25 protein-coding genes are annotated in these 24,388 nt (G+C 70.6%); 11 read left to right on the top strand and 14 right to left on the bottom strand.

Annotated elements, in window-relative coordinates:
- Positions 1-69: 69 nt before the first annotated feature.
- The 10 genes from A37W_RS0108245 to A37W_RS0108200 all read right to left on the bottom strand — a co-directional run bounded on the left by A37W_RS0108245 (position 70) and on the right by A37W_RS0108200 (position 9,193).
- On the bottom strand, positions 70-1,140 hold the full coding sequence (locus A37W_RS0108245) for an ABC transporter ATP-binding protein (RefSeq protein WP_018302560.1): 1,071 nt from the start codon (positions 1,138-1,140) through the stop codon (positions 70-72).
- A 10-nt stretch (positions 1,141-1,150) separates the two neighbouring features.
- Complete coding sequence (locus tag A37W_RS0108240; protein WP_018302559.1) at positions 1,151-1,981, bottom strand: phosphoenolpyruvate hydrolase family protein; 831 nt, start codon at positions 1,979-1,981, stop codon at positions 1,151-1,153.
- The gene (locus tag A37W_RS0108235; RefSeq protein WP_018302558.1) at positions 1,968-3,191 is read right to left on the bottom strand and encodes a Tm-1-like ATP-binding domain-containing protein; all 1,224 of its coding nucleotides are present in this window, start codon (positions 3,189-3,191) and stop codon (positions 1,968-1,970) included. Before A37W_RS0108235 ends, A37W_RS0108240 begins: the two co-directional genes overlap by 14 nt.
- A gap of 47 nt (positions 3,192-3,238) precedes the next feature.
- The gene (locus A37W_RS0108230; protein WP_018302557.1) at positions 3,239-3,631 is read right to left on the bottom strand and encodes a cupin domain-containing protein; all 393 of its coding nucleotides are present in this window, start codon (positions 3,629-3,631) and stop codon (positions 3,239-3,241) included.
- A 33-nt stretch (positions 3,632-3,664) separates the two neighbouring features.
- Positions 3,665-4,507, bottom strand: a complete 843-nt coding sequence (locus A37W_RS0108225) for a carbohydrate ABC transporter permease (RefSeq protein ID WP_018302556.1) — start codon at positions 4,505-4,507, stop codon at positions 3,665-3,667.
- Positions 4,507-5,487, bottom strand: coding sequence for a carbohydrate ABC transporter permease (locus A37W_RS0108220; RefSeq protein ID WP_018302555.1), 981 nt, complete (start codon positions 5,485-5,487; stop codon positions 4,507-4,509). The genes A37W_RS0108225 and A37W_RS0108220 overlap by 1 nt, the downstream gene beginning before the upstream one ends.
- 68 nt (positions 5,488-5,555) lie before the next feature.
- Positions 5,556-6,830, bottom strand: coding sequence for an ABC transporter substrate-binding protein (locus A37W_RS0108215; protein WP_018302554.1), 1,275 nt, complete (start codon positions 6,828-6,830; stop codon positions 5,556-5,558).
- A 37-nt stretch (positions 6,831-6,867) separates the two neighbouring features.
- Positions 6,868-7,725, bottom strand: coding sequence for an NAD(P)-dependent oxidoreductase (locus tag A37W_RS21255; RefSeq protein WP_018302553.1), 858 nt, complete (start codon positions 7,723-7,725; stop codon positions 6,868-6,870).
- Complete coding sequence (locus tag A37W_RS0108205; RefSeq protein ID WP_018302552.1) at positions 7,722-8,492, bottom strand: sugar phosphate isomerase/epimerase family protein; 771 nt, start codon at positions 8,490-8,492, stop codon at positions 7,722-7,724. Before A37W_RS0108205 ends, A37W_RS21255 begins: the two co-directional genes overlap by 4 nt.
- A complete protein-coding gene (locus tag A37W_RS0108200; RefSeq protein WP_211206625.1) occupies positions 8,492-9,193 on the bottom strand; it encodes a GntR family transcriptional regulator in 702 nt (233 codons plus the stop codon). Before A37W_RS0108200 ends, A37W_RS0108205 begins: the two co-directional genes overlap by 1 nt.
- A gap of 244 nt (positions 9,194-9,437) precedes the next feature.
- Here A37W_RS0108200 and A37W_RS23685 point away from each other — a divergent pair, with 244 nt between their 5' ends.
- The 5 genes from A37W_RS23685 (at position 9,438) to A37W_RS0108175 (ending at position 13,053) form a co-directional block, all read left to right on the top strand.
- The gene (locus A37W_RS23685; RefSeq protein ID WP_018302550.1) at positions 9,438-9,590 is read left to right on the top strand and encodes a hypothetical protein; all 153 of its coding nucleotides are present in this window, start codon (positions 9,438-9,440) and stop codon (positions 9,588-9,590) included.
- 80 nt (positions 9,591-9,670) lie between these two features.
- A complete protein-coding gene (locus A37W_RS21250; RefSeq protein WP_018302549.1) occupies positions 9,671-10,309 on the top strand; it encodes an SRPBCC family protein in 639 nt (212 codons plus the stop codon).
- 11 nt (positions 10,310-10,320) lie between these two features.
- Entirely contained in the window at positions 10,321-11,508 is a 1,188-nt protein-coding gene (locus tag A37W_RS0108185; RefSeq protein ID WP_018302548.1) for a zinc-dependent alcohol dehydrogenase, read from the top strand.
- On the top strand, positions 11,505-12,287 hold the full coding sequence (locus A37W_RS0108180) for an SDR family NAD(P)-dependent oxidoreductase (RefSeq protein ID WP_018302547.1): 783 nt from the start codon (positions 11,505-11,507) through the stop codon (positions 12,285-12,287). The genes A37W_RS0108185 and A37W_RS0108180 overlap by 4 nt, the downstream gene beginning before the upstream one ends.
- Positions 12,280-13,053 (top strand): SDR family NAD(P)-dependent oxidoreductase, encoded by a 774-nt coding sequence (locus A37W_RS0108175; RefSeq protein WP_018302546.1) that lies wholly within the window; start codon positions 12,280-12,282, stop codon positions 13,051-13,053. Before A37W_RS0108180 ends, A37W_RS0108175 begins: the two co-directional genes overlap by 8 nt.
- 97 nt (positions 13,054-13,150) lie before the next feature.
- Here the strand turns inward: A37W_RS0108175 and A37W_RS0108170 are convergent, their stop codons facing one another.
- The 4 genes from A37W_RS0108170 to A37W_RS0108155 form a co-directional block, all read right to left on the bottom strand.
- Complete coding sequence (locus tag A37W_RS0108170; protein ID WP_018302545.1) at positions 13,151-13,681, bottom strand: sigma-70 family RNA polymerase sigma factor; 531 nt, start codon at positions 13,679-13,681, stop codon at positions 13,151-13,153.
- 416 nt (positions 13,682-14,097) lie between these two features.
- Positions 14,098-14,382, bottom strand: coding sequence for a DUF2934 domain-containing protein (locus A37W_RS21245; protein ID WP_018302544.1), 285 nt, complete (start codon positions 14,380-14,382; stop codon positions 14,098-14,100).
- 339 nt (positions 14,383-14,721) lie between these two features.
- The gene (locus tag A37W_RS0108160; RefSeq protein WP_040753700.1) at positions 14,722-15,729 is read right to left on the bottom strand and encodes a Gfo/Idh/MocA family protein; all 1,008 of its coding nucleotides are present in this window, start codon (positions 15,727-15,729) and stop codon (positions 14,722-14,724) included.
- Positions 15,723-16,700, bottom strand: a complete 978-nt coding sequence (locus tag A37W_RS0108155) for an MDR/zinc-dependent alcohol dehydrogenase-like family protein (protein ID WP_018302542.1) — start codon at positions 16,698-16,700, stop codon at positions 15,723-15,725. The genes A37W_RS0108160 and A37W_RS0108155 overlap by 7 nt, the downstream gene beginning before the upstream one ends.
- 209 nt (positions 16,701-16,909) lie before the next feature.
- Here A37W_RS0108155 and A37W_RS0108150 point away from each other — a divergent pair, with 209 nt between their 5' ends.
- Genes A37W_RS0108150 through A37W_RS0108125 form a run of 6 tightly spaced genes read left to right on the top strand, consistent with a single transcriptional unit; the run spans position 16,910 to position 24,377 of the window.
- Positions 16,910-18,010: an NAD-dependent epimerase/dehydratase family protein gene (locus A37W_RS0108150; protein ID WP_018302541.1), complete on the top strand. Its 1,101-nt coding sequence runs from the start codon at positions 16,910-16,912 to the stop codon at positions 18,008-18,010.
- Positions 18,007-20,001: an SDR family NAD(P)-dependent oxidoreductase gene (locus A37W_RS0108145; protein WP_018302540.1), complete on the top strand. Its 1,995-nt coding sequence runs from the start codon at positions 18,007-18,009 to the stop codon at positions 19,999-20,001. Before A37W_RS0108150 ends, A37W_RS0108145 begins: the two co-directional genes overlap by 4 nt.
- A complete protein-coding gene (locus tag A37W_RS21240; protein ID WP_018302539.1) occupies positions 19,998-21,116 on the top strand; it encodes a glycosyltransferase family 4 protein in 1,119 nt (372 codons plus the stop codon). The genes A37W_RS0108145 and A37W_RS21240 overlap by 4 nt, the downstream gene beginning before the upstream one ends.
- Entirely contained in the window at positions 21,116-22,216 is a 1,101-nt protein-coding gene (locus tag A37W_RS0108135; RefSeq protein ID WP_018302538.1) for a CgeB family protein, read from the top strand. Before A37W_RS21240 ends, A37W_RS0108135 begins: the two co-directional genes overlap by 1 nt.
- On the top strand, positions 22,213-23,295 hold the full coding sequence (locus tag A37W_RS0108130) for a CgeB family protein (protein WP_018302537.1): 1,083 nt from the start codon (positions 22,213-22,215) through the stop codon (positions 23,293-23,295). The genes A37W_RS0108135 and A37W_RS0108130 overlap by 4 nt, the downstream gene beginning before the upstream one ends.
- Positions 23,292-24,377, top strand: coding sequence for a CgeB family protein (locus A37W_RS0108125; protein ID WP_018302536.1), 1,086 nt, complete (start codon positions 23,292-23,294; stop codon positions 24,375-24,377). The genes A37W_RS0108130 and A37W_RS0108125 overlap by 4 nt, the downstream gene beginning before the upstream one ends.
- The last annotated feature ends 11 nt before the right edge of the window (positions 24,378-24,388 follow it).

Here is a 24,388-nt window from a genome sequence, read left to right as displayed (position 1 = left end):
CTCCGGCTCCGCAACCCGTATCTCGGGGCGCAGGCCGGTACGGCGCCGGTGCGCCGGTCGGGTCGAAGATCAAGCCGCAGCGGCGGCTTTCGGGGCCAGCATCCGGCCGCTGTCGCGGTCGAAGAGGTGGAAGCGTCGGGGAACGATCCGGAGGGTATCGCCCGGCCCGGCCGCCACGCGTTCGCGCAGGACGCAGACGAGCGGGGTCTGACCGACGTGGCCGCTGATCTGGACTTCCGCCCCCGTGGGTTCGGTCAGCGAGACCTCGAGCGGCACGCCCTCCGGCCCCGGCGCCAGGTCCTCGGGCCGGACGCCGAAGACGATCCGCCGCCCCGTCTCGACCCCGAGTCCGCCCGGAATCGGCCAGCGCGTGCCGGCGTCGTCCTGGAAGCCCTCCGCGGTGGCCGTCCCCTCGATCAGGTTCATCGAGGGCGAGCCGATGAAGCCGGCGACGAAGGTGTTGGCGGGATTGTCGTAAAGCTCCAGCGGGGTGCCGATCTGCTCGACGTTGCCGCCGTTCATCACGACGATCCGGTCCGCCATCGTCATCGCCTCGACCTGGTCGTGGGTGACGTAGATCGTCGTCGTCTTCAGCCGCTGGTGCAGGCCCTTGATCTCGGCCCGCATCTGCACCCGCAGCTTGGCGTCGAGGTTCGACAGCGGCTCGTCGAACAGGAACACCTTCGGATCGCGGACGATGGCCCGCCCCATCGCGACCCGCTGCCGCTGTCCGCCGGACAGCTGGCGGGGATGGCGGTCGAGATAGGGCTCCAGCCCCAGGATGCGCGCGGCCTCCTCGACCCGGCGCCGCCGCTCGGCCTTGGGCCGGCCGGCCAGTTTCAGCGAGAAACCCATGTTCTCGGCCACCGTCATGTGCGGGTAGAGCGCGTAGTTCTGGAACACCATCGCCATGTCCCGCTTCTTGGCGGGCACGGCGTTGATGACCTGGTCGTCCAGCGTCACCTCCCCTCCGGTAATGCCCTCCAGCCCTGCGATCATCCGCAGCAGCGTCGACTTCCCGCAGCCGGACGGGCCCACCATGATGAGGAACTCGCCGTCCCGGATGTCGAAGCTGACCCCGTGGATCACCTCGACCGAGCCGTAGGACTTGCGGACAACTTTCAGTTCGACCGTCGCCATGGGCCCCTCCTCAGATCGTGATGGACTTGAAGGCGCGGGTCTGCTCGACCAGGGCGCGCTCTGTCGGCAGCCGCTCCATCGAGCTGGCGCCGTAGAAACCGTGGCAGTTTTCCGTCCGTCCGAGAACGAAGGCCGCGTCCTCGGGCGACGAGACGGGTCCGCCGTGGCACAAAACGATGACGTCGGAGCGGACCTTGCGGGCGGCCTCGGCCCACTCGTCGATGAGCGCGGGGCAATCCTCCAGCTTCAGCGCCGTCTGAGCGCCGATGTTGCCGCCCGTCGTCAGGCCGAGGTGGCAGACCACCACGTCGGCGCCGGCGCGGGTCATCTCGGCCGCGTCGTCAGGGCCGAAGACGTAAGGCGTCGTCAGCAGGTCCAGCTCGTGCGCCGCGCGGATCGTGTCGATCTCCAGCGCGAAGCCCATGCCCGTCTCCTCGAGGTTCTGGCGGAAGGTGCCGTCGATCAGGCCGACCGTCGGGAAGTTCTGGATGCCGGAGAAGCCGAGCGCCTTGAGGTGCCGCAGGAACGGCTCGCGCAGCATGAACGGATCGGTGCCGTTCACCCCGGCGAGCACGGGCGTGTCCTTCACCACCGGCAGCACCTCGCGCGCCATCTCGACCACGATGTCGTTGGCGTTGCCGTAGGCGAGCAGGCCGGCGAGCGAGCCGCGGGCGGCCATGCGGTAGCGGCCGGAATTGTAGATGACGATGAGGTCGATCCCGCCCTCCTCCTCGCACTTCGCCGACAGGCCTGTGCCGGCGCCGCCGCCGACGATGGGGCGGCCGGCGGCGATCGTGTCCCGCAGGCGTTTCAGGATCTCCTGGCGGTCAATGGCGGGCATGGGCGGTCTCCGTCGTGATGTCCCGGAACGCCGCCAGCATGGCGTCGGCGAAGGCGGGTTCGTTGATGGCGTGGGGGACGCGGACGACCTGGCGGCGCGGGGTCTGCTCCACCGTCTCCTCGATGGCCGCGAACAGCGCCTCGCGCGCCTCCGGGTCGTCGAACGGGCCGCCGGCGACGTCGATCAGCGACACGCCGCCCTCGGGCAGCAGGAAGCGCACCTCGCCCTCGCAGGCGTTCAGCTTCGCGCCGATCCAGCGGCCCATCTCCCGGTTCTCCTCGACCGTGGTGCGCATCAGGGTGACCTGCGGGTTGTGGACGTAGAGGTTACGGTCGCGGAACCGCTCGGGCACCGTGTCCATCGCGCCGAAGTTCACCATGTCGAGCGCGCCGCAGGAGCCGACGTAGGGCGCGCGGGTTCGCGCGATGGCGCCGAAGCGGTCCTCGGTCGCGGCGAAGACGCCGCCGATCAGCAGGTCGGCCACCTCGGTCGTCGTGGAATCGATCACGGCGGAGATGAGGCCGGAATCCACCAGCTTCTCCATCGACCGGCCGCCGATGCCGGTGGCGTGGAAGACGAGCGGCTCCCACTCCGGCTCCAGCGCCTTCGCCAGAGACTGCACCAGAGGGGTGGTCACGCCGAACATGGTCAGGCCGACCGCCGGCTTCTCGGCGCCGGACGCCGGCGCGATCTCGTTCCGCACCATCCCGGCGAGGGCGTGAGCCGCGTTGCCCAGCACCTTGCGCGAGATCGGGTTCAGGCCCTGCACGTCGGTGACGGAGTAGATCATCGCGATGTCGGACGGGCCGACGTAGGGCGCGACGTTTCCACTGGCCACCGTCGAGACGAGGACCTTGGGCACCCCCACCGGCAGCGCCCGCATCGCCGGCGCGACGAGCGCCGTGTTGCCGGTGCCGCCCGCGCCGATGATGCCGGCAATGTCGCCTCGTCCCGTCACGTAGCGCTCGAACGCGACGGCCATCGCGCCGACCGCGCGGCCGCGGTCGTCCAGCCCCAGCACAGCCGAGGCGCCCTCGGGATGGTGCCCGGCGATCTCCTGCGCCGTCACGTCGACCGCGTTGCCGTGCGGCGTGGTGCCGAGATCGACCTTCAGCGCCGTCACGCCGGCGGCCGTCAGGCTGTCGTGAATGTAGCCCAGTTCCGGCGCCTTGGTGTCCCAGGTGCCCGCGACGAATACCGCTCCGCCCATCGTATCCTCCCCCGGCCGGTCGGGCCGACCCTTCGCCTCCGGTCGGCTCAGGCCGACCCTTCGCCTTCATGGTTGATCGCCCGCCGGTCCGGCGCCGAGAAGGCGATGACCGCCCGCAGCGGCTCGTCGCTGGTGCAGCGCGCCCAGTGCTTCACGCCGCGCGGAATGCGGATGACCGAGCCCGGCCCCATCTGGAACGTCTCGTCCCCCAGCAGGTGCTCGCAGGTGCCGGAGAGCACGAACAGCAGCTCCTCGCAGTTCGGGTGCGAGTGCAGCGGGTTGCGCTGCCCCGGCTTGATCTCGACCACGCCCAGCGTCTGCTCGGCTCCCGGCATCTCCTTCTCGCCGACCATCCAGAAGAGGGTGCCCCAGGCCTCGCGCACTTCGGGCGTGTCGGCCTGTCGGGCCAGGTAGCCGGCGGCTTGGATCGTTTCGCTCACAACGCGGTACTCCGTCTCGGTGGTGGTGGGGCCTCAGCCCTTGAAACCCGTGGTGGCGATGCCCTCGACCACGTATCGCTGCGCGAAGACGAAGAAGAGGAACGCCGGGACGAGGGACAGGACGGACATCGCGAAGAGCGGTCCGAACGAGCTTTCGCCCATCGAGTCCATGAAGCTCTGCAGCGCCAGCGGCACGGTGAAGAGCTGGATGTCGTTGAGGTAGATGAGCTGGGCGAAGAAGTCGTCCCAGGTCCACACGAACGAGAAGATGGCGGTGGTGATCAGCGCCGGCTTGGTCGAGGGCAGGATCACGTACCAGTAGATCTGCCACTTGTTCGCGCCGTCGAGGATCGCCGCCTCGTCCAGCTCGCGCGGGATGCCGCGGATGAACTGGACGTTGAGGAACACGAAGAAGCCGGCGGTGGCGAAGAACTTCGGCACCGTGATCGGCAGGATCGAGTTCACCCAGCCGAGATACTGGAACATGATGTATTCCGGGATCACGGTGACGAAGCCCGGCATCATGATCGTCAGCAGCATCAGCGCGAACATCGTCCGCTTGAAGCGGAAGTTGATGCGCGCGAAGGCGTAGGCGGTCAGCGAGCTGGACAGGACCGTGCCGACCACCACGATCGCGCACATCACCAGGGAGTTCTGGAAGAACCGCGCGAAGGTGACGCCGAGGGCGGACCAGCCGTGCACGTAGTTGTCGAGGCTCGGGTCGGCCGGGATCAATCCCGCATCGGCGAAGATCGCGGCCTGGTCCTTGAGCGAGGCGCTGAGCAGCCACAGGAGCGGGTAGCACATCGCCACCGCCCCCAGCAGCAGCACGGCATGCAGCAGCATCCGCTGCCGGACGGAATATTCGTCCATCATCAGCCCCTCCCCCCGTCGGCGTAGTAGACCCAGCGGCGCGACAGGACGAAGTTGACCATCGTCACCGTCGCCACGATCGCCAGCAGCACCCACGCCATCGCCGAGGCGTAGCCCATGCGGTGGAACGAGAAGGCCTGCTGGTAGAGGTACAGCGTGTAGAACAGCGTCGATCCCGCCGGCCCGCCCGTCCCTTCGGAGACGATGTAGGCGGGCGTGAAGGCCTGGAAGGCCGAGATCATCTGCATCAGCAGGTTGAAGAAGATCACCGGCGTCAGCATCGGCAGCGTGATGTAGAAGAACTTCTGCACCGGCCCGCCGCCATCCATGTCGGCCGCCTCGTACAGCTCCTTCGGGATCTGCTTGAGCCCCGCGAGAAAGATCACCATCGGCGAGCCGAACTGCCAGGCCGCGAGGACGACGAGCGTCGACAGCGCCGTGTCGGGCGAGCCGATCCAGCTCATCCGCTCGAAACCGAGCGGAACGAGGATGTCGTTGATCAGCCCCTCGTAGCCGAACAGCTCGCGCCACAGGATCGCGATGGCGACGCTGCCGCCGATCAGGGACGGCAGGTAGTAGATCGCGCGGTAGAGCGGCAGCCCCCGGACGCCGCGGTTCAGCAGCATCGCCACGGCGAGCGCGAAGCCGAGGCGCAGCGGCACCGACGTCAGCACGTAGACGACCGTGACCTGCATGCTGTCGGCGAAGGTGCGATCGCGGAAGAACAGCCGCTCGTAGTTCGCGGTGCCCCGCCACTCGGGGGCGGTGAACAGGTCGTAGCGGGTGAACGACAGGTAGAGCGACGCCAGCAGCGGGCCGGCCATGAACACGACGAAGCCGATCAGCCAGGGCAGCATGAACAGAAAGCCGGACAGGTTGTCCTCGGCGTTCACGCCCATCTCGCCCGTGGCCGGCGCCCGCCAGAACCGCCAGCGGCGGCGCGGGGTCGAGACCGTCCCGAGGGTCGTGTCTTCGCTGGTCATGCGGTCCTGCCGATCTGCACTGATGGAAAGGGGCGGGGCGCCGGACCGGCCGGCGCCCCGCCGTCACGTCAGCCGAGGATGAACTCGACCTCCTCGAAGAAGCGCTCCACCGCCTCGTCGAGGGTGATCTGCCCGAAGCGCAGCTCGTCGTAGATGCGCCCGAACGCACCCTCGATCTCGCTCGATTGCGGAATGCTCTGGGCCTGCGGGCGCATGTAGTCGGACACGCGGTCGCTGAAGGCGTAGAGCTTGGCATCGGCCGGTGCGAGGTTCTCGGCCAGCATCGCCCCGATCGCGCGCGAACCCGGCGGTCCGTGCTCGCCGGCGTAGATCCTGCCGGCCTCGGGGTCGTTGACGAACCAGTTGATGAGCCGCGCCACCTCTTCGGGGTGCTCCGAATTCTGGGCGATGCTCATGAACGCGCCGCCCGCGAAGTTGAACGGCTGCGCGCCCTCTTCCGAACTGCGCGGCAGCGTCGTCAGCTCCAGCTCGTCCTCGGCGTAGTTCTGGAACAGCGGGAACTGGTTGCCGGGGGCGATCCACATCGCGAGGTTGCCCTTGGCGAGCGCGCTGTCGGCGTGCACGTCGTTCGTGGAGGCCATGTCCGATACCAGATCGGCCGAGGGCAGCGCGCCCTCGTCCCGCATCCCCTGCCACAGGCCCCAGTAGTCGCGCAGGTCGTCTTCGTCGAAGCCGAGACCCTCGCCGTCATACATCGCCTTGCCACGCTGGCCGAGGAAGATGGTGAAGGGCAGCCCGTCCATACCCTGGTCGGTCGCGCCGAACACGCCGTCGCCCAGGGCCGTGTTGATCGCCGCGGCCTTGTCGGCGAACTCTTCCCAGGTCATGTCCTCGGTCGGCGGCTCCACCCCCGCCTCCTCGAACAGGCGCGGATTGTAGATCAGGCCGCGCGGCGTCAGGCCGAGGGTGACCATGTAGAGCGTGTCGTCCACCATCCCGGCATTCAGCGCGCCCTGCGAGAAGTCGCCGAGGTCGAGCGTGCCCGCCTCGACCATGTCGTCCAGCGGCAGGAGCGCACCGCGATCGGCGTATTCGTTGATATAGCTCAGGTGCTGGACGATCAGGTCAGGCAGGTTGCCGCCGGCCGCCTGGGTCGACAGCTTGGTCCAGTAGCCGTCCCAGCCGCTGAACTCGCGTTCGACGGTGATGTTCGGGTTCTGCTCTTCGTAGAGATCGAGCAGCCCGTTGTAGAGCGCGTGGCGGGCGTCGTTGCCCCACCACGACATCCGCAGCGTGATGTCCTCGTCCTGGGCGAGGCCGGGCGATCCGGCGAGAACCGCGCCGGCCGCCGCCGTGATCGCGAGAAGCGTTCTTCTGTTCATCGTTTCTTCCTCCCTTAGCGCCGGCATTCGCCGGCCGTCATGCGTCCGCGGTCAGCAGCGCATCCCAGTACGAGGGGGACATCCGGTTCGCCTCCCGGATCGTCGCCTCCCTCCCCTCGCAGAATTCGAAGGCCGCACGGGTCGTCGGCAGCGCCTGCCCGACCGTGTCCGCCTCGCCCAGCACGTAGGCCAGCTGACCGTGCTTGATCCCGACGCCGCGCGCGGTCTCGTCCGCCACCCGGCGGGCCAGCGCGGCGAACTCGGCCCGCCAGCCGCTCTCGCCCCCGACGGCGCGGCCCAGATCGGCGGGATCAAGGCCCGCCGAACGGCCATAGGCCAGCGCCTCCAGCAGCACCGCATTTACCAAGCCCATGCCCATCTGGTTCACCAGCTTTGTCGCCTGTCCGGCTCCGCTGCCCCCGCAGGGAACGACCTCGCCGAACGTGGACAGGAGCGGCGCGGCCTCATCGACCGCCGCGGCGTCGCCGGCCGCGAACAGTCGCAAGGTGCCGGCCCGGGCCCCGTCGGGGCCGCCGGTGACGGGGACGTCGATGAAACGGGCGCCGGCCTCGGAATAGGCAGCCGCGATCCGCCGGCAGGCGGTCGGGGTCATCGTCCCGAGGTCGGCCACGATCTGTCCCGGCGACAGGTGCGGGAGCAGCGCCGTCGCCACCTCCTCGGCGATCTCCGGCGAAGGCAGGCTCAGCAGCACGGTCGCCCCGCTGCGGGCGAGGGTCGGCAGGTCGTCGGCGGCCTCGGTCCCCGCCGCCACGGCGTCGGCCACCCGCGCCGGATCGGCGTCGAGGACATGGACCGTCAGCCCTCGCCCGATGGCCCGGCGGGCCAGCCCGCCGCCCATCGCGCCGAGTCCCACGATGGCGACCGCGCCGCTCACAGGCCCGCCCTTTCAGCCGCCGCCGCGACGTGGGCGACGGCGCGCGCCAGGTCGGCCTCGATCCGGTCCTGCGGCACCTTCTCGATCTCGACGACGATCGGGCCGTCGTATCCGGTCGCCGCCAGCCGCGAGAACAGCGCGTCGAAGTCCACCTCGCCCTCGCCATAGGGGACCGGCGCGGCGTCCTTGATGTCCTTCACGTGAACCAGCCCGATCCGACCTGCGAAGGCGTCCATCGCCGCCTCCCACGACTCGCCGGCCGCCACGTAGTGGCCGACCTCGAGCAGCGTCTTCAGCTCCGACGTCCCGCACGCGTCCAGTACCCGCGCCATGCCCGCGACCGTCTCGATGGCGCTGCCGCGGTGGTTGGTGATGACGATGTCCAGGCCCGCATCGCGGGCCGCACCGACGACCTCGCCGGCGTGGCGCGCGTAGGTCTCGACGGCATCCGCCTTGTAGATGACGACCGACGCCCCCAGCGCCTGCGCCATTCCGATGCCGTCCAAAGCCGCCGCCAGGCTGACCGGGTCGCCCGCCTTCACCCGCGGCAGGTGGAGCGAGGCGAGCGACAGCCCGGCGTCGCGCAGCGCGCCGTCATAGGTCGCCGCCGGCGCTCCGACGTCGAACGCCGCCTCCGCCCAGTCCGTCATCGCCTCGAAACTGCGGAATCCGTTCTGACGCGCGAGATCGAGAACGCGGCCCAATGGCGCCCGCGGATCGAGCGTCGGGCTCGCCGCGAACCGGCCAGGAAGGGCGAACGCGGCCATCAGGCGCCCCGCTTGCCCAGCCGGACCACCGGCGCGGAAGGGCCGATCGCCGGCTCGGCCGCCTCCATGCGCTCCACCGCGGCCTTCTGGACGCCGGCGATGTGGGCGCGCATGAGCTCTCCGGCGCGGTCGACGTCGCGGGCGCGGAACGCCTGGACCATCGCTTCGCGCTCTTCGGCGGCGTGCTCGGCGAGCGCGGGGTCCTCGTTCGCCATCACTCGGCACAGCTGGATCTGCAGGGCCAGACGGTTCAGCGTCTCGACGATGGTGCCGTTGTCCGACAGCTCGGCGATGCGGCCGTGGAACGCCTTGTCGAGGTTGGCGTAGGCGGGCAGGTCGCCGTTCCGCAGGGCCTGCACGCCCCGGTCGAGCAGCCCCTCCAGCTCGGCGATGTCCTCGTCCGTCATCCGCGGCACGGCGCCGCGGATCGCCAGGACCTCCAGCTCTTTGCGGACGCTGTAGAGGTCGTTCAGCTCCTTCGTGGTGAGCGAGCGTATGGCGTGGCCGCGATAGGGCCGCGCCGTCACCAGACCCTCGATCACCAGCTGCCGGATGGCCTCCCGCAACGGGGTCCGGCTGACGTTCAGCATCCGGGCGAGGCTCACCTCGTCGATCACCTGGCCCACCTGAAGCTCGCGGTTGGTGATCATCTCGAGAAGCGCGTTGTAGGTGCGCTCCCGTATCGTGAGGTGCTCGATCATCATGTTCCGTCTCTCTCTTCTGTACCCTGCGTATTGTATGCAATGTTTTGTGTAAAGTATCTTTTTGCGAGGCGGGTTCGCCCGACGCGGAAGCCGGCGATGGACAGATCGAGCGCGACACCCTGGCCACGGGCGTCGAGGGACGGATCGTGGCGGTCAAACCGAAGCGAGACACCGTCTTCGGGCGTCCCCGAGCAGACCGTGGAGGTTGTCCTGGCGGTCCTGCGACTGCGGACGCGCAGCTGTGCATGATTTTCATGCCGCGGCCCGCATCCTCGAAGCGACGCTGCGCCGGGAACCGGCCTCGATCGACGGTCTGGCGAGCATGGTCGATGCGACCCGCCGGCTTCTTTCGCTGGTCGAGATCGAGCACGGGAGGATCCCCGCCTGCACCTGACCTGGCGATAGCGAGCCGCGACGGGAACATCCGGGCCGGCGCGCGGTTTGCTCCCTGACCCGTTCGCGGAAGGAGCCGTCATGCCCCACGATCACGACTTTCCCCGGCCGCCTCACCCCTACGTGCTGCTCGGCCTCGGCGCACTGGCCGGTGCGGTCGGCGTCGCGCTGTACCAGCAGCGGACCCGCAACCGCGTCGGGTACCGCCCGCCTGACAGCGCTCCGGGCCGTGTCTCGCGCCGAGGGCGACAGGACGAGTTTGCGGTTGTCGGCCGCACCGTCACGATCAACGCGCCCCGGTCCGAGCTCTATGCCTTCTGGCGGGACTTCACCAACCTGCCGAAGTTCATGGAGAACGTGAAGGACGTCGCCGTCGCGGGCGAGCTGACCCGCTGGACCGTCCCCTCCCCCATGGGCGAGGTCCGGCTCGAGACGCGGGTGGTGAACGACAAGGACGGCGAGCAGATCGCCTGGCACTCCACCGACGCCTCGGAGATCGAGACCCGGGGAAAGGTCATGTTCCGCGACGCCCCCGCCGGCCGCGGCACCGAGGTCGAGGCGCTGATCGCCTACGTGCCGCCCTACGGCGAGCTCGGCCGCTGGGTCGCCAAGGCGTTCCAGGCCGAGCCGGCGCTGCAGGGCCGGCGCGACCTCAAGCGGCTGAAGATGCTGTTCGAGACCGGCGAGATCGCCACCAATCACAACCGCAAGACCGCCTGAAGGAGCCCCCGATGCGCGCACTCACCTGGCAAGGCAAGCACGACGTGCGGGTCGAGACGGTCCCGGACCCCGAAATCGTCAATCCCCGCGACGCCATCCTCAAGGTCACCTCCACCGCGATCTGCGGCTCGGACCTGCACCTCTACGACGGAGTCATTCCGGGCATGATGTCCGGCGACATCCTCGGGCACGAGTTCATGGGAGAGGTGGTCGAGGCCGGTCCGAAGAGCACGCTGAAGAAGGGTCAGCGGGTGGTGGTGCCGTTCACCATCTCCTGCGGCAAGTGCTTCTTCTGCGAGAAGCAGCTATACTCGGCCTGCGACAATTCCAACCCCGCCGACAAGCAGGACCTGACAGAACCGCTCTACGGTCACGCCCTGTCGGCGCTGTTCGGCTACTCCCACCTCACCGGCGGCTATCCCGGCGGGCAGGCCGAGTACGTGCGCGTGCCGTTCAGCGATGTCGGCCCGATCGTGATCCCCGACGGGCTGGAGGACGACAAGGTGCTGTTCCTGTCGGACATCCTGCCCACCGGCTGGATGGCGGCCGAGAACGCGGACATCGAGGAGGGCGACGTCGTCGCCGTCTGGGGCTGCGGGCCGGTGGGCCTCTTCGCCATCCAGTCTGCGCTGGCGATGGGCGCCGGCAAGGTGATCGCGATCGACGAGTATCCGACCCGCCTCGACCTCGCCCGCAAGCTCGGCGCCGAGGTCATCGACTTCAAGCAGACCCACGTCCTCGAGGCTCTGATGGAGATGTCGGGCGGGTTCGGCCCCGACGCGGTGATCGACGCCGTGGGCATGGAGGCGCACGGCTTCGCCCCCGACACCATCCTCGACAACATCAAGCAGAATGTCGGCATGGGCGCCGACAGCGCGCATGCCCTGCGCGAGGCGATCCTGGCGGTGCGCAAGGGCGGCCGGATCTCGATCCCCGGCGTCTACGGCGGCTTCCTCGACAAGTTTCCCCTCGGCGCGGTGATGGAGAAGGGCGTCCAGATCCGGACCGGCCAGACCCATGTGCAGAAGTACCTCAAGGAGTTGCTGCACAAGATCGGCGAGGGCGAGATCGACACGACGTTCCTGATCTCGCACCGCCTGCCGCTGGAAGAGGCGGCGCGCGGCTACGAGAACTTCCGCTACAAGCAGAACGAGTGGACCAAGGTCGTGCTGAAGCCCGGCACCGAGGCGACGGCATGAGCCGGGAGTTCGCCGTCGTCACCGGCGCCTCGACCGGTATCGGGCTGGAACTCGCCCGATGTGCGGCGGCGGCTGGGTGCGACCTTCTCCTCGCCGCGGACGAGCCGGAGGTGCAGGACGTGGCCGCGAAGCTGCGCACCGGCGACGGGGAGGTCCGGGCGATTACCTGCGACCTCGCCACGGCCCACGGCGTCGCGGCCCTGTTCGACGCGATCGAGGGCCGGCGCCTCGACATCTTTGCCGCGAACGCCGGCCGCGGCCTCGGCCATGCGTTCCTGGAGCAGGACTGGGACGAGATCGAGGAGGTGATCCACACCAACGTCACCGGCACGACTGCCGCCCTGCACCGCGCCGTCCACCTGATGAAGCCGCAGGGCGCAGGCCGGATCCTCATTACCGGCTCCATCGCCGGCTACATGCCCGGCAGCTTCCAGGCGGTCTACAACGCCACGAAGGCCTATCTCGACACGCTCTCCTGGGGCATCCGCGACGAGCTGCGGGACAGCGGCGTTACCGTCACATGCCTCATGCCGGGCCCGACGGAGACCGAGTTCTTCGAACGCGCCCACATGGAAGACACGCCGGTCGGACAGGACGACAAGGCCGACCCGGCCAAGGTCGCCCGCGCCGGCTGGCGCGCGATGCGGCGGGGTGCGTCGGGCGTCACGCCGGGCTTCATGAACAAGCTGCAGAAGACGATGGCCGGCATCCTCCCCGAAGAGGTGCTCGCGCGGATGCACCGCGAGATGGCCGAGCCCGAGGGGAATTCCCATGGCTGACACCCTCGCCGTCATTACCGGCGCCTCCACCGGCATCGGCTACGAACTGGCCCGCCGGGCGGCCGAGGACGGGCACCGCCTGTTCATCTGCGCCGACGAGCCCGAGATCGAGCACGCGGCGGAGAAGCTGCGCCGCCTCGGCGCGACGGTCGAGACCCTGATTGTCGACCTGTCCACCCGCCACGGCGTCGACGCGCTGTGGGAGCGGATCGCGGACCGGGACATCGACCTGTTCTTCGCCAACGCCGGCCGCGCCCTCGGCCACGCCTTCGACGAGCAGACGTGGGAGCAGATCAAGACGCGGATCGACCTGAACGTGCTGCAGACGACCTCCGTCCTGCACAAGGTCGGGCGCAAGATGGCCGCCCGCGGCGAGGGGCGCATCCTCGTCACCGGCTCCATCGGCGGGTTCGTTCCCGGCCCGCACGACGCGGTCTACGACGCGACGAAGGCCTACCTCGACAGCCTGTGCTACGCGCTGCAGGACGAGTGGCGAGACAACGGCGTCACGCTCACCTGCCTGATGCCCGGCCCGACCGAAACGCCCATTTTCACCCGCGGCCAGAACCGACTGCGCGACGCCCCGATCACCGAGAAGCAGAAGGCCGATCCCGCAGAGGTCGCCCGCGCCGGCTACGACGCGCTGATGGCCGGCGAGCGAGGCGCGACGCCGGACTTCGGGAGCAAGGTGGTGAAGATGGTGTCCGGCCTCGTCCCCGAGGCGCTGAAGACCCGCATCCACCGCGCCGGTGCGGAGCCCGATTAGACGCAGCGACACTTGGCGATCGGCGGTGGATGATTGTCGAAGCGGAACAGCGAACGCATCGTCAGGAGTCGCAAGCCGCAATTGCCTTGGTCGTTCGTCAGTCGACTGACTTCCGGGCTGCGTGCGGCTCCGGCACCGTCTCGCCCATCTCCGCCAACAGCATGGCGCGGGCGCGGTTCAGGCGGCTCTTCACCGTTCCCATCGGAATGCCGCAGATCGCGGCAACGCTTTCATAGCTTTCGCCCAGCATGCCGATCAGAATGATGACCTCGCGATAATGCCGCGGCAATCGTCCCACGGCCGCCCAGACCTCGCCTCCGCGCACGCTCCATTCCTGGGTCGCGGGCACGACCACGCTTGTCGAAGCGCAGTCCGCCGCCGCCGGCCGCTCGCGGGTGGTCTTGACGGAGGCGCTGTAGAACGTGTTGCGCATGATGGTGAAGAGCCACGCGCGGAGGTTGGTTCCTGGTCGATACCGGTGAAAGGCGGCGATGCCCTTCAAGAGGGTCTCCTGTACCAGGTCGTCCACCTCCTGCTGCTTGCGGCACAGCGTCCAGGCGAATGCCCGGAGCGCCGGGATCCAGTCGATGATGTCGTCGCTGAGGCGGTCGCGCCGGATCTTCTCCACGGATGACTGCCCCTGGATTTTCTCGGAAGGTCAAAACCTGGCGCGCGGGGGCTGTTCCCTGTGAAGTCGCTCTTGCCGCGCTCGGGTACGGAATCGTCCATCCGACGATCAGGCATGATGCACACCGATCGAGCGCATCCGTGCGGTCACGACGGTCGGCGGCACCGCGCCGAGGACGAGCGTCTGACACTGCTCTAACGGGATGGCGCCGGCCGCCGCCTCCCGCCGGGCGAGGGACTGCCCGACGAGGATGCCGATGAACGCCGACCGTGGTGACGGGACCAGCTTGTGGTGCCGCCGAGGGCAGTGCGAGAAGGCGACCTGATGTTCAGGTCACCCTTGGCAGGCGGGGGAGAGACATAACACCGCCGGACCGGTCGCCTGGGAGCCGCGCCCGGTATCGGAGATCTTCGCGACTAGCGTCCCTTGCGGCGGCTCGCGCCGCCCGGCCCTCCGACGGGCTGCGCCGGCGGTTCGCCCGGCGGGGGCGGATCGGACGGAAGCTCGGACGCAGCCGGTGCGATGTCTCCCGCTCCGCTGGCCGCCGCGTCGTCGGAAGCGACGTCGCCGCCGGTTTCTTCTGAAGCGATCTCGGCCTCGGCCTGGTGCCAGTGCGCATCGTGATGACCGTCCGGGCGGCCTGCGTCCTCCCACAGACGGTGGGCCCGCTCGGCAATCCGTTCCTGCAGATCGTGTCGCATGATGGGTGTCCTCCTATCCGCTCCCCGAACCCGGCGGGACGTCAATTGTTCCCGCAGGATGCCGCTAAAAAGCAGACCCGCGCGCCTGACGTGATGTGCCGGGGTCGTGCCGATCGGCGGGAGACACGGGCCGCCGTACGCCGGGATGGAGGGTGGCGATTTCGGCATCTCGACCTAGCCGCCGGAGCGCTGGCGGACCGGCGGCAACACGGGGCGGGATTAGCTACGACCTGCGAGTTCGACCTCATCCACGACGGCAGTGGCGATACCGTCTACGGACCTCCCACCAGTCAACGGGGCAACCCGTGGACCACCACGGTTTTCATCCGCCGGCCTGGCTCACGCGGCCGCGTAGATCGCGTCGAGAGTCCGGGCGAGGCGCACCAGCCCCTCCGCCGCCGGGTCGAAGCCCGGGTCCATGGCAAGCGCCCGCGCCCACGCAACGGCCGCCCGTCCGCCCCAGTCGTCGGGCGGCGCGGACAGCGACTCGCGCGCTGTGCCGCGGGTCCGGTGAGCCTCGAAATCGAAGAACGAGCCGCCGACGTTCCGCAGGATCGCCCCTGCGCCCACGCCATGGATCTCGGCTCCGATCACCGCGTCGTTTCCGGCGGACAGGTTCCACGAACAGGCGATGCGGGCCACCGCTCCGCCCGGAAGGTCGAGCGTGGCATAGACGAGGTCCTCGACATCCTCCTCCCCCGGACCGAGGCGCCGTCCCTGGTGGAACATGGCGGCCGACCGGCAGGTGGCGCCCTCGGATCCCGTCAGCCACAGGGCGGCGTCGACGAGGTGCACGCCGAGGTCGATCAGGCACCCGCCGCCCGACAGCGTCCGGTCGCGGAACCACGGCTTGTCCGGCCCGTAGGCGTTGTGGAACGTCAGGTCGAGCGCGTGCGGCCGGCCGAGACCCCCGCCGTCGATCTCGGCCTTGAGCGCCCGGAAAGCGGCTGTATGGCGGTAGGACAGATCCACCGCGAGCAGGCGGTCGGCGCGGCGCGCGGCCTCCACCACCTGCTCCGCTTCGTCCCCGGTCCGGCCGAGCGGCTTCTGGCAGAACACGGCGAGCCCCGCCTCGAGGGCCGCGATCGCCTGCGGCGCGTGCAGGGCCGAGGGGGTGGCGATGACGATGCCATCGAGACCCGCCGCGAGCATCTCGTCCAGGCCCGCGCAGGGGGCGGCGTCCGGTGCGATCCGGGCCGCGGCCTCGAGCGCGGCGTCGTCGGCGTCGGCCAGCGCCGCCACCTCGGCCGCGCCGCTGCTGGCGAGGGCCTCCATCCGGTGCCGGCCGATCCAGCCGAGGCCGAGGAAACCCAGCCGCGGCGTCCGCGCCTCCACCCGCTTCAACACCGGACCCACGCCTTCACGAAGCCATCGGGCTTGTCCCGCGTCGCGTCGAGCGCGCGGCCGACCTCGGCCAGCGGATAATCGTGGGTCAGCAGCGGCGTGAGGGTGAGGGCGCCCTCCGCCAGCTGCGCGATCCCCTCACGCATCGCATCCACGACCTTCGCCTCGTCGCGCTCGTGGGCGTTCACGATCTCCAGCGCGCGCCAGTTCCAGTCGAGCATGTTCACCTGCCGCGGCCCCTGGTGGAAGCCGGCGATCACCAGGCGGCCACCCATCCGCGTCAGCTCGGCGGCGAGGTCGAGCGGCCACTGGTGACCCGCGGCCTCGATGGCGACGTCGGCCATCTTGCCCCCGGTCAGCTCGCGCACCCGCGCGATGGTCGCGCCGTGGTCGTCCGTCCGGACCGTCTCGACCGCACCCATCTCGCGGGCGAGGTCCAGGGCCGCGTCACGGCGGGCCAGCGCGATCACCCTGGCACCGGCGGCGGTGGCGAGCTGGACGAGGAGGAGGCCGATGAAGCCGGTTCCGACGATGGCGACGGTGTCACCGGCCCCGATCCCGGACTTGCGGAAGATCGACACGGCACAGCCCAGCGCCTCTCCCGGCACCGGCTGTCCGTCCAGCGCCTGCGGCAGCGGCACCGCGCGATCGACGGGTACGGTATCGTGGCTGGCGTAGGAGCGGTAGCCGAGGATCGCGACGCGGTCGCCCGGAACGAAAGTCCCTACCCCGTCGCCCACTGCCTCGACGCGACCCCAGCCTTCGTGGCCCAGCTCCCCCGGGGCGAGCGGCCAGGACATCCACGGCTGGCCCGCCCAGGGCTCGAGGTTCGACGCGCAGACGCCGCATCCTTCGAGGCGCACCCGGATCTCGCCCGGCCCGGGCCCGGACAGCGGCCGCTCCACGATCCGCACCTCGCCCGGCGCCGTCGCTTCCGCCGCGCGCAGCACCGCCTGTCTCGTCCCGTCGGGCATCCCCGCCTCCCGCTTCAGTCTGGAACGGGCAAAACCGCTGCAGCGGCAGCATGTTCCATCGCCCCGGAAGAAGTCATGGAAGATGTCATACAAGCCTCTGAAGAAGCACCTTTTTTTATGGCCCGCCGGCAAGCGGCGGATTTTGCAGGAACATTCTCCGAGGAACCTTGTTCCTAAGTGGTCGGACGACGACTGCAACGGAGACGCCCATGCCCACGACCCTGATCACCGGAGGAGCCGGATTCATCGGCCGCCATGTCGCGGAGGAGTTGCTGTCGAGGGGCCACGACGTCCGGCTGTTCGACGCGTTCGTCCCGCAGGTGCACGGCGATCCGGTCCGCCTGCCGGACGGGGCACAGCTGGTGCGCGGCGACGTGCGTGATCGAGATGCGCTCGACGGCGCACTCAAGGGCGTGGACGGCGTGATCCACCTCGCCGCCGAGGTGGGCGTCGGCCAGTCGATGTACGAAGTGGCGCGCTACGTCGGCGCCAACGACCTCGGCACGGCGGTGCTGCTTGAAGCGATCGCGGCTGCGGACGTGGGCCGGATCGTCGTCGCGTCGTCGATGTCGATATACGGCGAGGGGCGCTACCGCGACGCGCAGGGCGCCCCCGTCGCGGCCGGGCTGCGCCGCAGCGCCGACCTCAAGCGCGGCGATTGGGAGGTGCGGGGCCCGGACGGCCAGCCCCTGACGCCCGAGCCGACGGCCGAGGACAAGCAGCCCGACCTCGCCTCGATCTACGCGCTGACCAAGTACGCGCAGGAGCGGGCGGTGCTGATCTTCGCCGACGCCTACGGGATGAACGCCACTGCGCTCCGCCTGTTCAACGTCTTCGGCGCCGGCCAGGCGCTGTCGAACCCCTATACCGGCGTGCTTGCCAACTTCGCCTCGCGCGTGGCCAAGGGCGAGCGGCCGACGGTGTTCGAGGACGGGCGGCAGCGGCGCGACTTCGTCCACGTCCGCGACGTCGCCACGGCCTTCGCCCAGGCGCTGGAGGCGGACGAAAGCGGCCGGGCGCTCAACATCGGTTCCGGCCGATCCTATTCCATCCTCGACGTAGCCCGGATGGTGAGCGAGGCGCTCGGTCGCCCCGACCTAGAGCCCGAGGTGACGGGGCGGTTCCGGGCCGGCGACATCCGCAACTGCTTTGCCGACATCTCCGCGGCCGAGGCGGCGCTCGGCTTCCGGCCGACGCGACGGCTGGAGGACTCGCTGACCGAGTTCGCGCAATGGGTGGAGGCCGAGACCTTCACCGACAATGGCGGCCGGATGCGGGCCGAGCTGGAAGCACGGGGCCTCGTATCATGAGCCTCGGCGTCGTCGAATGGTTCCGCCCGGGCGAGCACGACCGGGTGGAGAAGGTCCTCGCCGGTCTGCAGGCCACCGGCCTGCGGCGCCTACGCACCCACGTCTCCTGGGCCGACTGGCACGCGGACGGCGGGGGGGAGTGGTACGACTGGCTGATCCCCCGCCTCGGCGAGGCGGTCGAGCTGCTGCCCTGCGTCCACTACACGCCGCCGTCCCTCTCGCGGAACGGCCGCACCACCGGGGCGCCGAAGCGCCTGCGCGACTACGCCGACTTCATCGACATGCTGCTGACCCGCCACGGGCAGCATTTCGAGGCGGTGGAGCTGTGGAACGAGCCGAACAACCTCCTCGACTGGGACTGGCGGGCCGACGCCGAGTGGTTGTGGTTCAGCGAGATGATCGGCGACGCGGCGCACTGGGTGCGCGAGCGCGGCTGGAAGCCGGTCCTCGGCGGGCCGAGCCCCTTCGATCCCGCCTGGCTCGACCTGATGGGCCAGCGTGGCCTTCTGCAGATGATGCACGCCGTCGGCTTCCACGGCTTCCCCGGCACCTGGGACAGCGAGGCGGCGCACTGGACCGGCTGGGCCGACCACGTCGGCGAGATGCGGCGCGAGCTGGACCGCTACAACCCGGCCGCGGAGATCTGGATCACAGAGGCCGGCTATTCCACCTGGTGCGGCGACGAGTTGGAGCAGGCCCGGCGCCTGGTGGACGCGATCGACGCTCCGGCAGACCGGCTCTACTGGTATGGCTACAGCGATCTCGCGGCCGACATCGCGGTGCAGGAGGGGCTGTGGTTCGACCCCCGCCACTACCACCTCGGGATCGCGCGGGCGGACGGTAGGCCCAAGCTCGCCGCCCGGCTGCTGGCCGAGGGGGGCGAGGCGCGGCTGCGGGCGATCGCGGGCCTCGGCGCGCCCGCCGTGCGGCGGGCGCGGCGGCCGGTCCTGATCACCGGCGGCGCCGGTTTCATCGGCGCCAACCTGGCGGAGAGCTTCCTGAACGACGGGCGCGAGGTGGTCCTTCTCGACAACCTCTCCCGCGCAGGCGTCGAGGAGAACCTCGAGGATCTGACGTCGCGCTTCGGCGCGAAGGCGCAGACCCTGCCGCTGGACCTGCGGGACGGGCGGTCGGTGCGCAGCGCCGTCGCCGAGGCGCGGCCCGAGGCGGTGATCCACCTCGCCGCGCAGACCGCGGTGACGACGAGTCTCGATGCGCCGGTGGACGACTTCGACGTGAACGCGAGAGGCACGCTGAACCTGCTCGAGGCGCTGCGCGCCCTCGGCGACCGCACGCCGCTCGTCTTCGCCTCGACCAACAAGGTTTACGGCGACCTCGCCGACGTCGAGGTGAGCGGGACGGGAGACGCCAGTCTGCCGCTGGACGCCGCCCTGCGCGACCGCGGCGTGGACGAGGATCGGCCGCTGCAGTTCCGCACGCCCTACGGCTGCTCCAAGGGGGTGGCCGACCAGTACGTGCTGGACTACGCGCACAGCTACGGACTTCCGGCGGCGGTGCTGCGGATGTCCTGCATCTACGGCCCCCGCCAGTTCGGGACCGAGGACCAGGGCTGGGTCGCGCACTTCCTGATCCGGGCGCTCGAGGGGCGGCCGGTCACGATCTTCGGCGACGGACGGCAGGTCCGCGACGTGCTGGAGGTGGGCGATGCGGTGGCCGCCTACCGGGCGGTGCTGGATGGGATCGAGCGTTTTTCCGGCCGCGCCTTCAACCTGGGCGGCGGGCCGGCGAACGCCATCAGCCTGAACCGCCTGGTGGCCGAGATCGAGCGGCTGACCGGCCGCCCCATGGCGCTCGCCCACGAAGCGACGCGGGCGGGCGACCAGCCGTGGTTCGTGGCCGACACGACGGCACTGGCCGACGTCACCGGCTGGATGCCCCGCACCGGCTGGCGCGAGGGTGTCGGGCGGCTGCACGGTTGGCTGCGGGCGCACCGGGTCACGGGTGCGCAACCGGCGAGGCTGTCGGCGTGAGCGGACTGCTCATCACCCTCGACGCCGTGGGCGGCATCTGGCGCTACGCGCTCGACCTCGGCCGGATTGCGGCAGAGGCCGGATATCGGCCGGTCTTTGCGGGCCTGGGTCCGGCGCCGTCGGCGGCGCAGGCGGCCGAAGCGCGGGCGCTCGGGCCGCTCGAGTGGGGTGACGCCCCCCTCGACTGGATGGCCGACGGGCTGGACGCGCTGGCCCCGGTGGCCGGCTGGATCGACCGGATCGCGGACCGGCACGAGGTCGCTCTCCTGCACCTCAACCTGCCGTCGCAGGCGCGCGGGCTGACCGGGGGCCGGCCAGTCGTCGCCGCCTGCCACTCGTGCCTCGCCACCTGGTTCTCGGTCATGCGCAACCTGCCGCTGCCGCCGGACCTTGGCTGGCACCGGACGGTGACGGCCGAAGGCTGCGCCGCCGCGGGGACCGTGATCTCGCCCTCGGGAAGCCATGCCCGGCTGATGGCGCGGGTCTACGGCACCACGGGCGTCCGCGTCGTCCACAACGCCAGCCACGCGCCCGAGCGGGAGTGGTCCGAGGGCGAGGGCATCCTCGCGGTGGGCCGTTGGTGGGACGAGGGCAAGAATGCCGCCGTGCTGGACGAAGCGGCGGGCCTGCGCGCCCTCGACGTGACGATGATCGGCGACCGGATCGGCCCCGACTTCCGCAGCGTCCCCCTGCACCACGCCCGGGCCGCCGGGTCGATGCCGCACGACGAGGCGCTGGGGCGGGTCGGTCGCGCGGCGGTCTTCGTCTCTCCCTCGCGGTACGAGCCGTTCGGCCTCGCCGCGCTCGAGGCGGCGCGCGCGTCCCGGCCGCTCGTCCTCGCCGACATCCCGACCTACCGCGAGCTCTGGGACGACGCGGCCGTGTTCTTTCCGCCCGATGATCCCGACACGCTGTCGCGCACCCTGTCCGACCTCGTCCATGCGCCGAACTGGCGCCGCAAGCTGGGCGAGGCGGCCCGCGAGCGAGCGGCGCGGTACACGCCGGCCGAGCATCGCAAGGCGATGACGGCGGTGTGGCAGGCGGCGCGGGACTCCGCTGCCCCTGCCCCTGCCCCGCCCGCAGACGCCACGCCGCCCCGGGAGGTGCGTGCCTGATGAAGTTCCTCTTCTACACGCATTCACTGGTCTCCGACTGGAACCACGGCAACGCGCACTTCCTGCGCGGCGTCATGCGCGCTCTGATCCGGGCGGGTCACGACGCGCGCGCGCTGGAGCCGGCGGACGGGTGGAGCCGCCAGCAACTCCTCGCCGACCGCGGCCCGGCGGCCGAGGTGGACTTCCTCGCCGCCTTTCCCGACCTTCGCTCTGACGTCTACGAGGCAGACCATGACCACGAGGCGGAGCTGGCGGGCGCGGACGTGGTCGTCGTCCACGAATGGACCGACCCCGCCCTCGTCGCCCACATCGGCCGGGCCCGCTCCGGCGGCGGACGCTTTGCCCTGCTGTTCCACGACACCCACCACCGGGCCGTCAGCGCGGAGGGCAAGATCGCGGGCATGGACCTGTCCGGATACGACGGCGTCCTGGCCTTCGGCGCCGCGCTGCGCGAGCGCTACCTCGCCGCCGGCTGGGGCCGGCAGGTGCATGTCTGGCACGAGGCGGCCGACGACAGCCTGTTCCGGCCGCTGGACCGCCCCACCGATCGCGACCTCGTCTGGATCGGCAACTGGGGCGACGGCGAGCGCTCTGCCGAGCTGACGGAGTTCCTGGTGGAGCCGGTCCGGCGCCTCGGTCTGAGCGCCCGCATCCACGGCGTGCGCTACCCGGACGAGGCGCTGGAGCGGCTGCGCGACGCGGGCATCGACTTCCGCGGCTCCATCGCCAACGCTGCGGTGCCCGAGGCCTTCGCCCGCGCCCGTCTCACCGTCCACGTCCCGCGGCGGCCGTATGTCGAGTCGCTGCCCGGCATCCCCACGATACGGGTCTTCGAGGCGCTCGCCTGCGGCATCCCCCTCGTCTCCGCTCCGTGGTCCGACGCCGAAGGCCTGTTCCGGCCCGGCGACTACCTCACCGCCCGCGACGGCGACGAGATGGAGACGCAGCTGCGCCTGCTGCTCGAGGACGAGGGCCTCAGAGCCGAGACGGCGCGCCGCGGGCTCGAGACGATCCGCGCCCGCCACACCTGCCGCCACCGCGCGGACGAACTGCTGGGCATCGTCGCCCGGCTCGGAACCTACGGGGAGGCCGCCGAATGAAGCGGATCGCGTTCTACGGCTCGTCGCTGCTGTCGTCCTACTGGAACGGAGCGGCGACCTACTACCGTGGCATCGTCCGCGCGCTCGACGCGCTCGGCTGGGACGTCACCTTTCATGAGCCCGACGTCTGGGACCGCGCGGCCCACCGCGACATCGACCCGCCCGACTGGGCCCGGGTCCGGGTCTGGGAGGGCAGCCTCGAGGGGCTCGCGGCCGAGGTGACGCGGGCGGCGGACGCCGACGTGGTCATCGTCGCCTCCGGCATCGGCTACGAGGACGAGAGAGTGATCGACGGCGCCTTCTCGGCCGCGAGGCCGGACGCGGTGCGCGTGTTCTGGGACGTCGATGCGCCGGCAACCCTGGCGATGCTGCGCACCGACGCCGATCATCCGCTGCACCGCTGGCTGGAGCGGATCGACATGGTCCTGACCTACGGCGGCGGCGACGCCGTCGTCCGCGCCTACCGGACCCTCGGCGCGCGCGAGTGCGTGCCGATCTACAACGCCCTCGACGCCGACATCCACCATCCCGCCCCGACCGAGGAGAAGTTCTTCTCGGACCTGTCGTTCCTCGCCAACCGCCTGCCCGACCGCGAGGCGCGGGTGGCGGAGTTCTTCCTGCGCCCCGCCGCGCTGCGGCCGCAGGCGCGGTTCCTCCTCGGCGGATCCGGGTGGGACCAGGGGGCGTTGCCGGACAACGTGACGGCGCTCGGCCATGTCGGAACGAGGGACCACAATGCCTTCAACTGCTCGCCGCGGATGGTGCTGAACGTCGCCCGCGACTCGATGGCCGAGACCGGCTTCTCGCCCGCGACCCGCGTCTTCGAGGCGGCGGGCGCGGGTGCCTGCCTCGTCACCGACGCGTGGGAGGGGGTCGAGACCTTCCTGACGCCGGGCCGCGAGGTGCTGGTCGCCCGCGACGGGCAGGACGTGGCCGACCTGATCTCCGACCCGACCGTCGACGCCGCCAGCATCGGCGCCGCGGCGCTGGCGCGGGTGCGGGCCGAGCATCTCTACACCCACCGCGCGCGGGAGGTGGACGCGCTGTTCGCCCGCGCGGCGGCGGAGACGGCGGCATGAGCCGGCCCCTCGACATCGTCATCTTCGGCCTGACCCTGTCCTCGTCCTGGGGCAACGGTCATGCCACGACCTACCGGTCGCTCCTGCGCGGCCTGGATGCGCTCGGCCATCGGGTTCTGTTCCTTGAGAAGGACCAGCCCTGGTACGCGCCCCACCGCGACCTGCCGGACCCCGGCTTCTGCACGCTGGAGCTGTACGACGACACCGCTGCCGTGCTCGCCCGGCACCGCGAGCGGCTGGACCGGGCGGACGCGGTGATCGTCGGCTCGTACGTTCCCGAAGCGGTGGAGCTGATCGACGCGCTCGCCGCGATGAATCTGCCGTCGCTGCACTTCTACGACATCGACACGCCGGTCACGCTGGACCACCTGTCCCGCGGCGACGCACCCTACCTCGCCCGCCGGCAGGTGCCGCTGTTCCGCACGATCTTCTCGTTCGCCGGAGGCCGCGCCCTCGACATCCTGCAGCGCGAGCACGGCGCGCGGGAGGCGCGGCCGCTCTACTGCTCTGTCGACGCGGACGCCTACCGCCCCGGAGGCGGGGCGCCGGTGTGGGATCTGGGCTATCTCGGCACCCATTCCGACGACCGGCGGGCGGGGCTGGAGCGGCTGCTGCTGGCGCCGGCGAGGGCGCGGCCGGACCTGTCCTTCGTGGTCGCCGGGCCGCAATACCCCGACGACATCGACTGGCCGCCCAATGTCGAGCGGTTCGACCACATCCCGCCCGAGCGGCACGTCGCCTTCTACACCTCGCAGCGCTTCACGCTGAACCTGACGCGGGCGCCGATGCGGCAGCTCGGCCACTCGCCGTCGGTGCGGCTGTTCGAGGCGGCAGCCTGCGGAACGCCGGTGATCTCGGACCGGTGGGAAGGGTTGTCCGAGCTTCTGCCCGAGGGCGAGGCGATCGTGATCGCCGATGGGCCCCGCGACGTGTTGCGCGCGCTCGAGATGCCGGTGTCCCACCGCGACGCTCTCGCCGCCGCCGCCCGCGGCCGCATCCTCGCCGCCCACACCGGCGCGGCCCGGGCGGCCGAGCTGGCCGATGCCCTCACCCCGATGGCCGCCGAGGCGGCCCGCCCGTGAAGGAGACTGCC

This window comes from Wenxinia marina DSM 24838, assembly GCF_000379485.1.
In the GTDB taxonomy this organism is placed as follows: Bacteria; Pseudomonadota; Alphaproteobacteria; order Rhodobacterales; family Rhodobacteraceae; genus Wenxinia; species Wenxinia marina.
This window is presented reverse-complemented; position numbering and strand designations above follow the sequence as displayed.

Coding starts and splice junctions, on each gene's coding strand:
- A37W_RS0108245 (WP_018302560.1), bottom strand. CDS start 1,140: ATGGCGACGGTCGAACTGAAAGTTGTCCGCAAGTCCTACGGCTCGGTC.
- A37W_RS0108240 (WP_018302559.1), bottom strand. CDS start 1,981: ATGCCCGCCATTGACCGCCAGGAGATCCTGAAACGCCTGCGGGACACG.
- A37W_RS0108235 (WP_018302558.1), bottom strand. CDS start 3,191: ATGGGCGGAGCGGTATTCGTCGCGGGCACCTGGGACACCAAGGCGCCG.
- A37W_RS0108225 (WP_018302556.1), bottom strand. CDS start 4,507: ATGATGGACGAATATTCCGTCCGGCAGCGGATGCTGCTGCATGCCGTG.
- A37W_RS0108220 (WP_018302555.1), bottom strand. CDS start 5,487: ATGACCAGCGAAGACACGACCCTCGGGACGGTCTCGACCCCGCGCCGC.
- A37W_RS0108215 (WP_018302554.1), bottom strand. CDS start 6,830: ATGAACAGAAGAACGCTTCTCGCGATCACGGCGGCGGCCGGCGCGGTT.
- A37W_RS0108205 (WP_018302552.1), bottom strand. CDS start 8,492: ATGGCCGCGTTCGCCCTTCCTGGCCGGTTCGCGGCGAGCCCGACGCTC.
- A37W_RS0108200 (WP_211206625.1), bottom strand. CDS start 9,193: ATGATCGAGCACCTCACGATACGGGAGCGCACCTACAACGCGCTTCTC.
- A37W_RS21250 (WP_018302549.1), top strand. CDS start 9,671: ATGCCCCACGATCACGACTTTCCCCGGCCGCCTCACCCCTACGTGCTG.
- A37W_RS0108185 (WP_018302548.1), top strand. CDS start 10,321: ATGCGCGCACTCACCTGGCAAGGCAAGCACGACGTGCGGGTCGAGACG.
- A37W_RS0108180 (WP_018302547.1), top strand. CDS start 11,505: ATGAGCCGGGAGTTCGCCGTCGTCACCGGCGCCTCGACCGGTATCGGG.
- A37W_RS0108175 (WP_018302546.1), top strand. CDS start 12,280: ATGGCTGACACCCTCGCCGTCATTACCGGCGCCTCCACCGGCATCGGC.
- A37W_RS21245 (WP_018302544.1), bottom strand. CDS start 14,382: ATGCGACACGATCTGCAGGAACGGATTGCCGAGCGGGCCCACCGTCTG.
- A37W_RS0108155 (WP_018302542.1), bottom strand. CDS start 16,700: ATGCCCGACGGGACGAGACAGGCGGTGCTGCGCGCGGCGGAAGCGACG.
- A37W_RS0108150 (WP_018302541.1), top strand. CDS start 16,910: ATGCCCACGACCCTGATCACCGGAGGAGCCGGATTCATCGGCCGCCAT.
- A37W_RS0108145 (WP_018302540.1), top strand. CDS start 18,007: ATGAGCCTCGGCGTCGTCGAATGGTTCCGCCCGGGCGAGCACGACCGG.
- A37W_RS0108135 (WP_018302538.1), top strand. CDS start 21,116: ATGAAGTTCCTCTTCTACACGCATTCACTGGTCTCCGACTGGAACCAC.
- A37W_RS0108130 (WP_018302537.1), top strand. CDS start 22,213: ATGAAGCGGATCGCGTTCTACGGCTCGTCGCTGCTGTCGTCCTACTGG.
- A37W_RS0108125 (WP_018302536.1), top strand. CDS start 23,292: ATGAGCCGGCCCCTCGACATCGTCATCTTCGGCCTGACCCTGTCCTCG.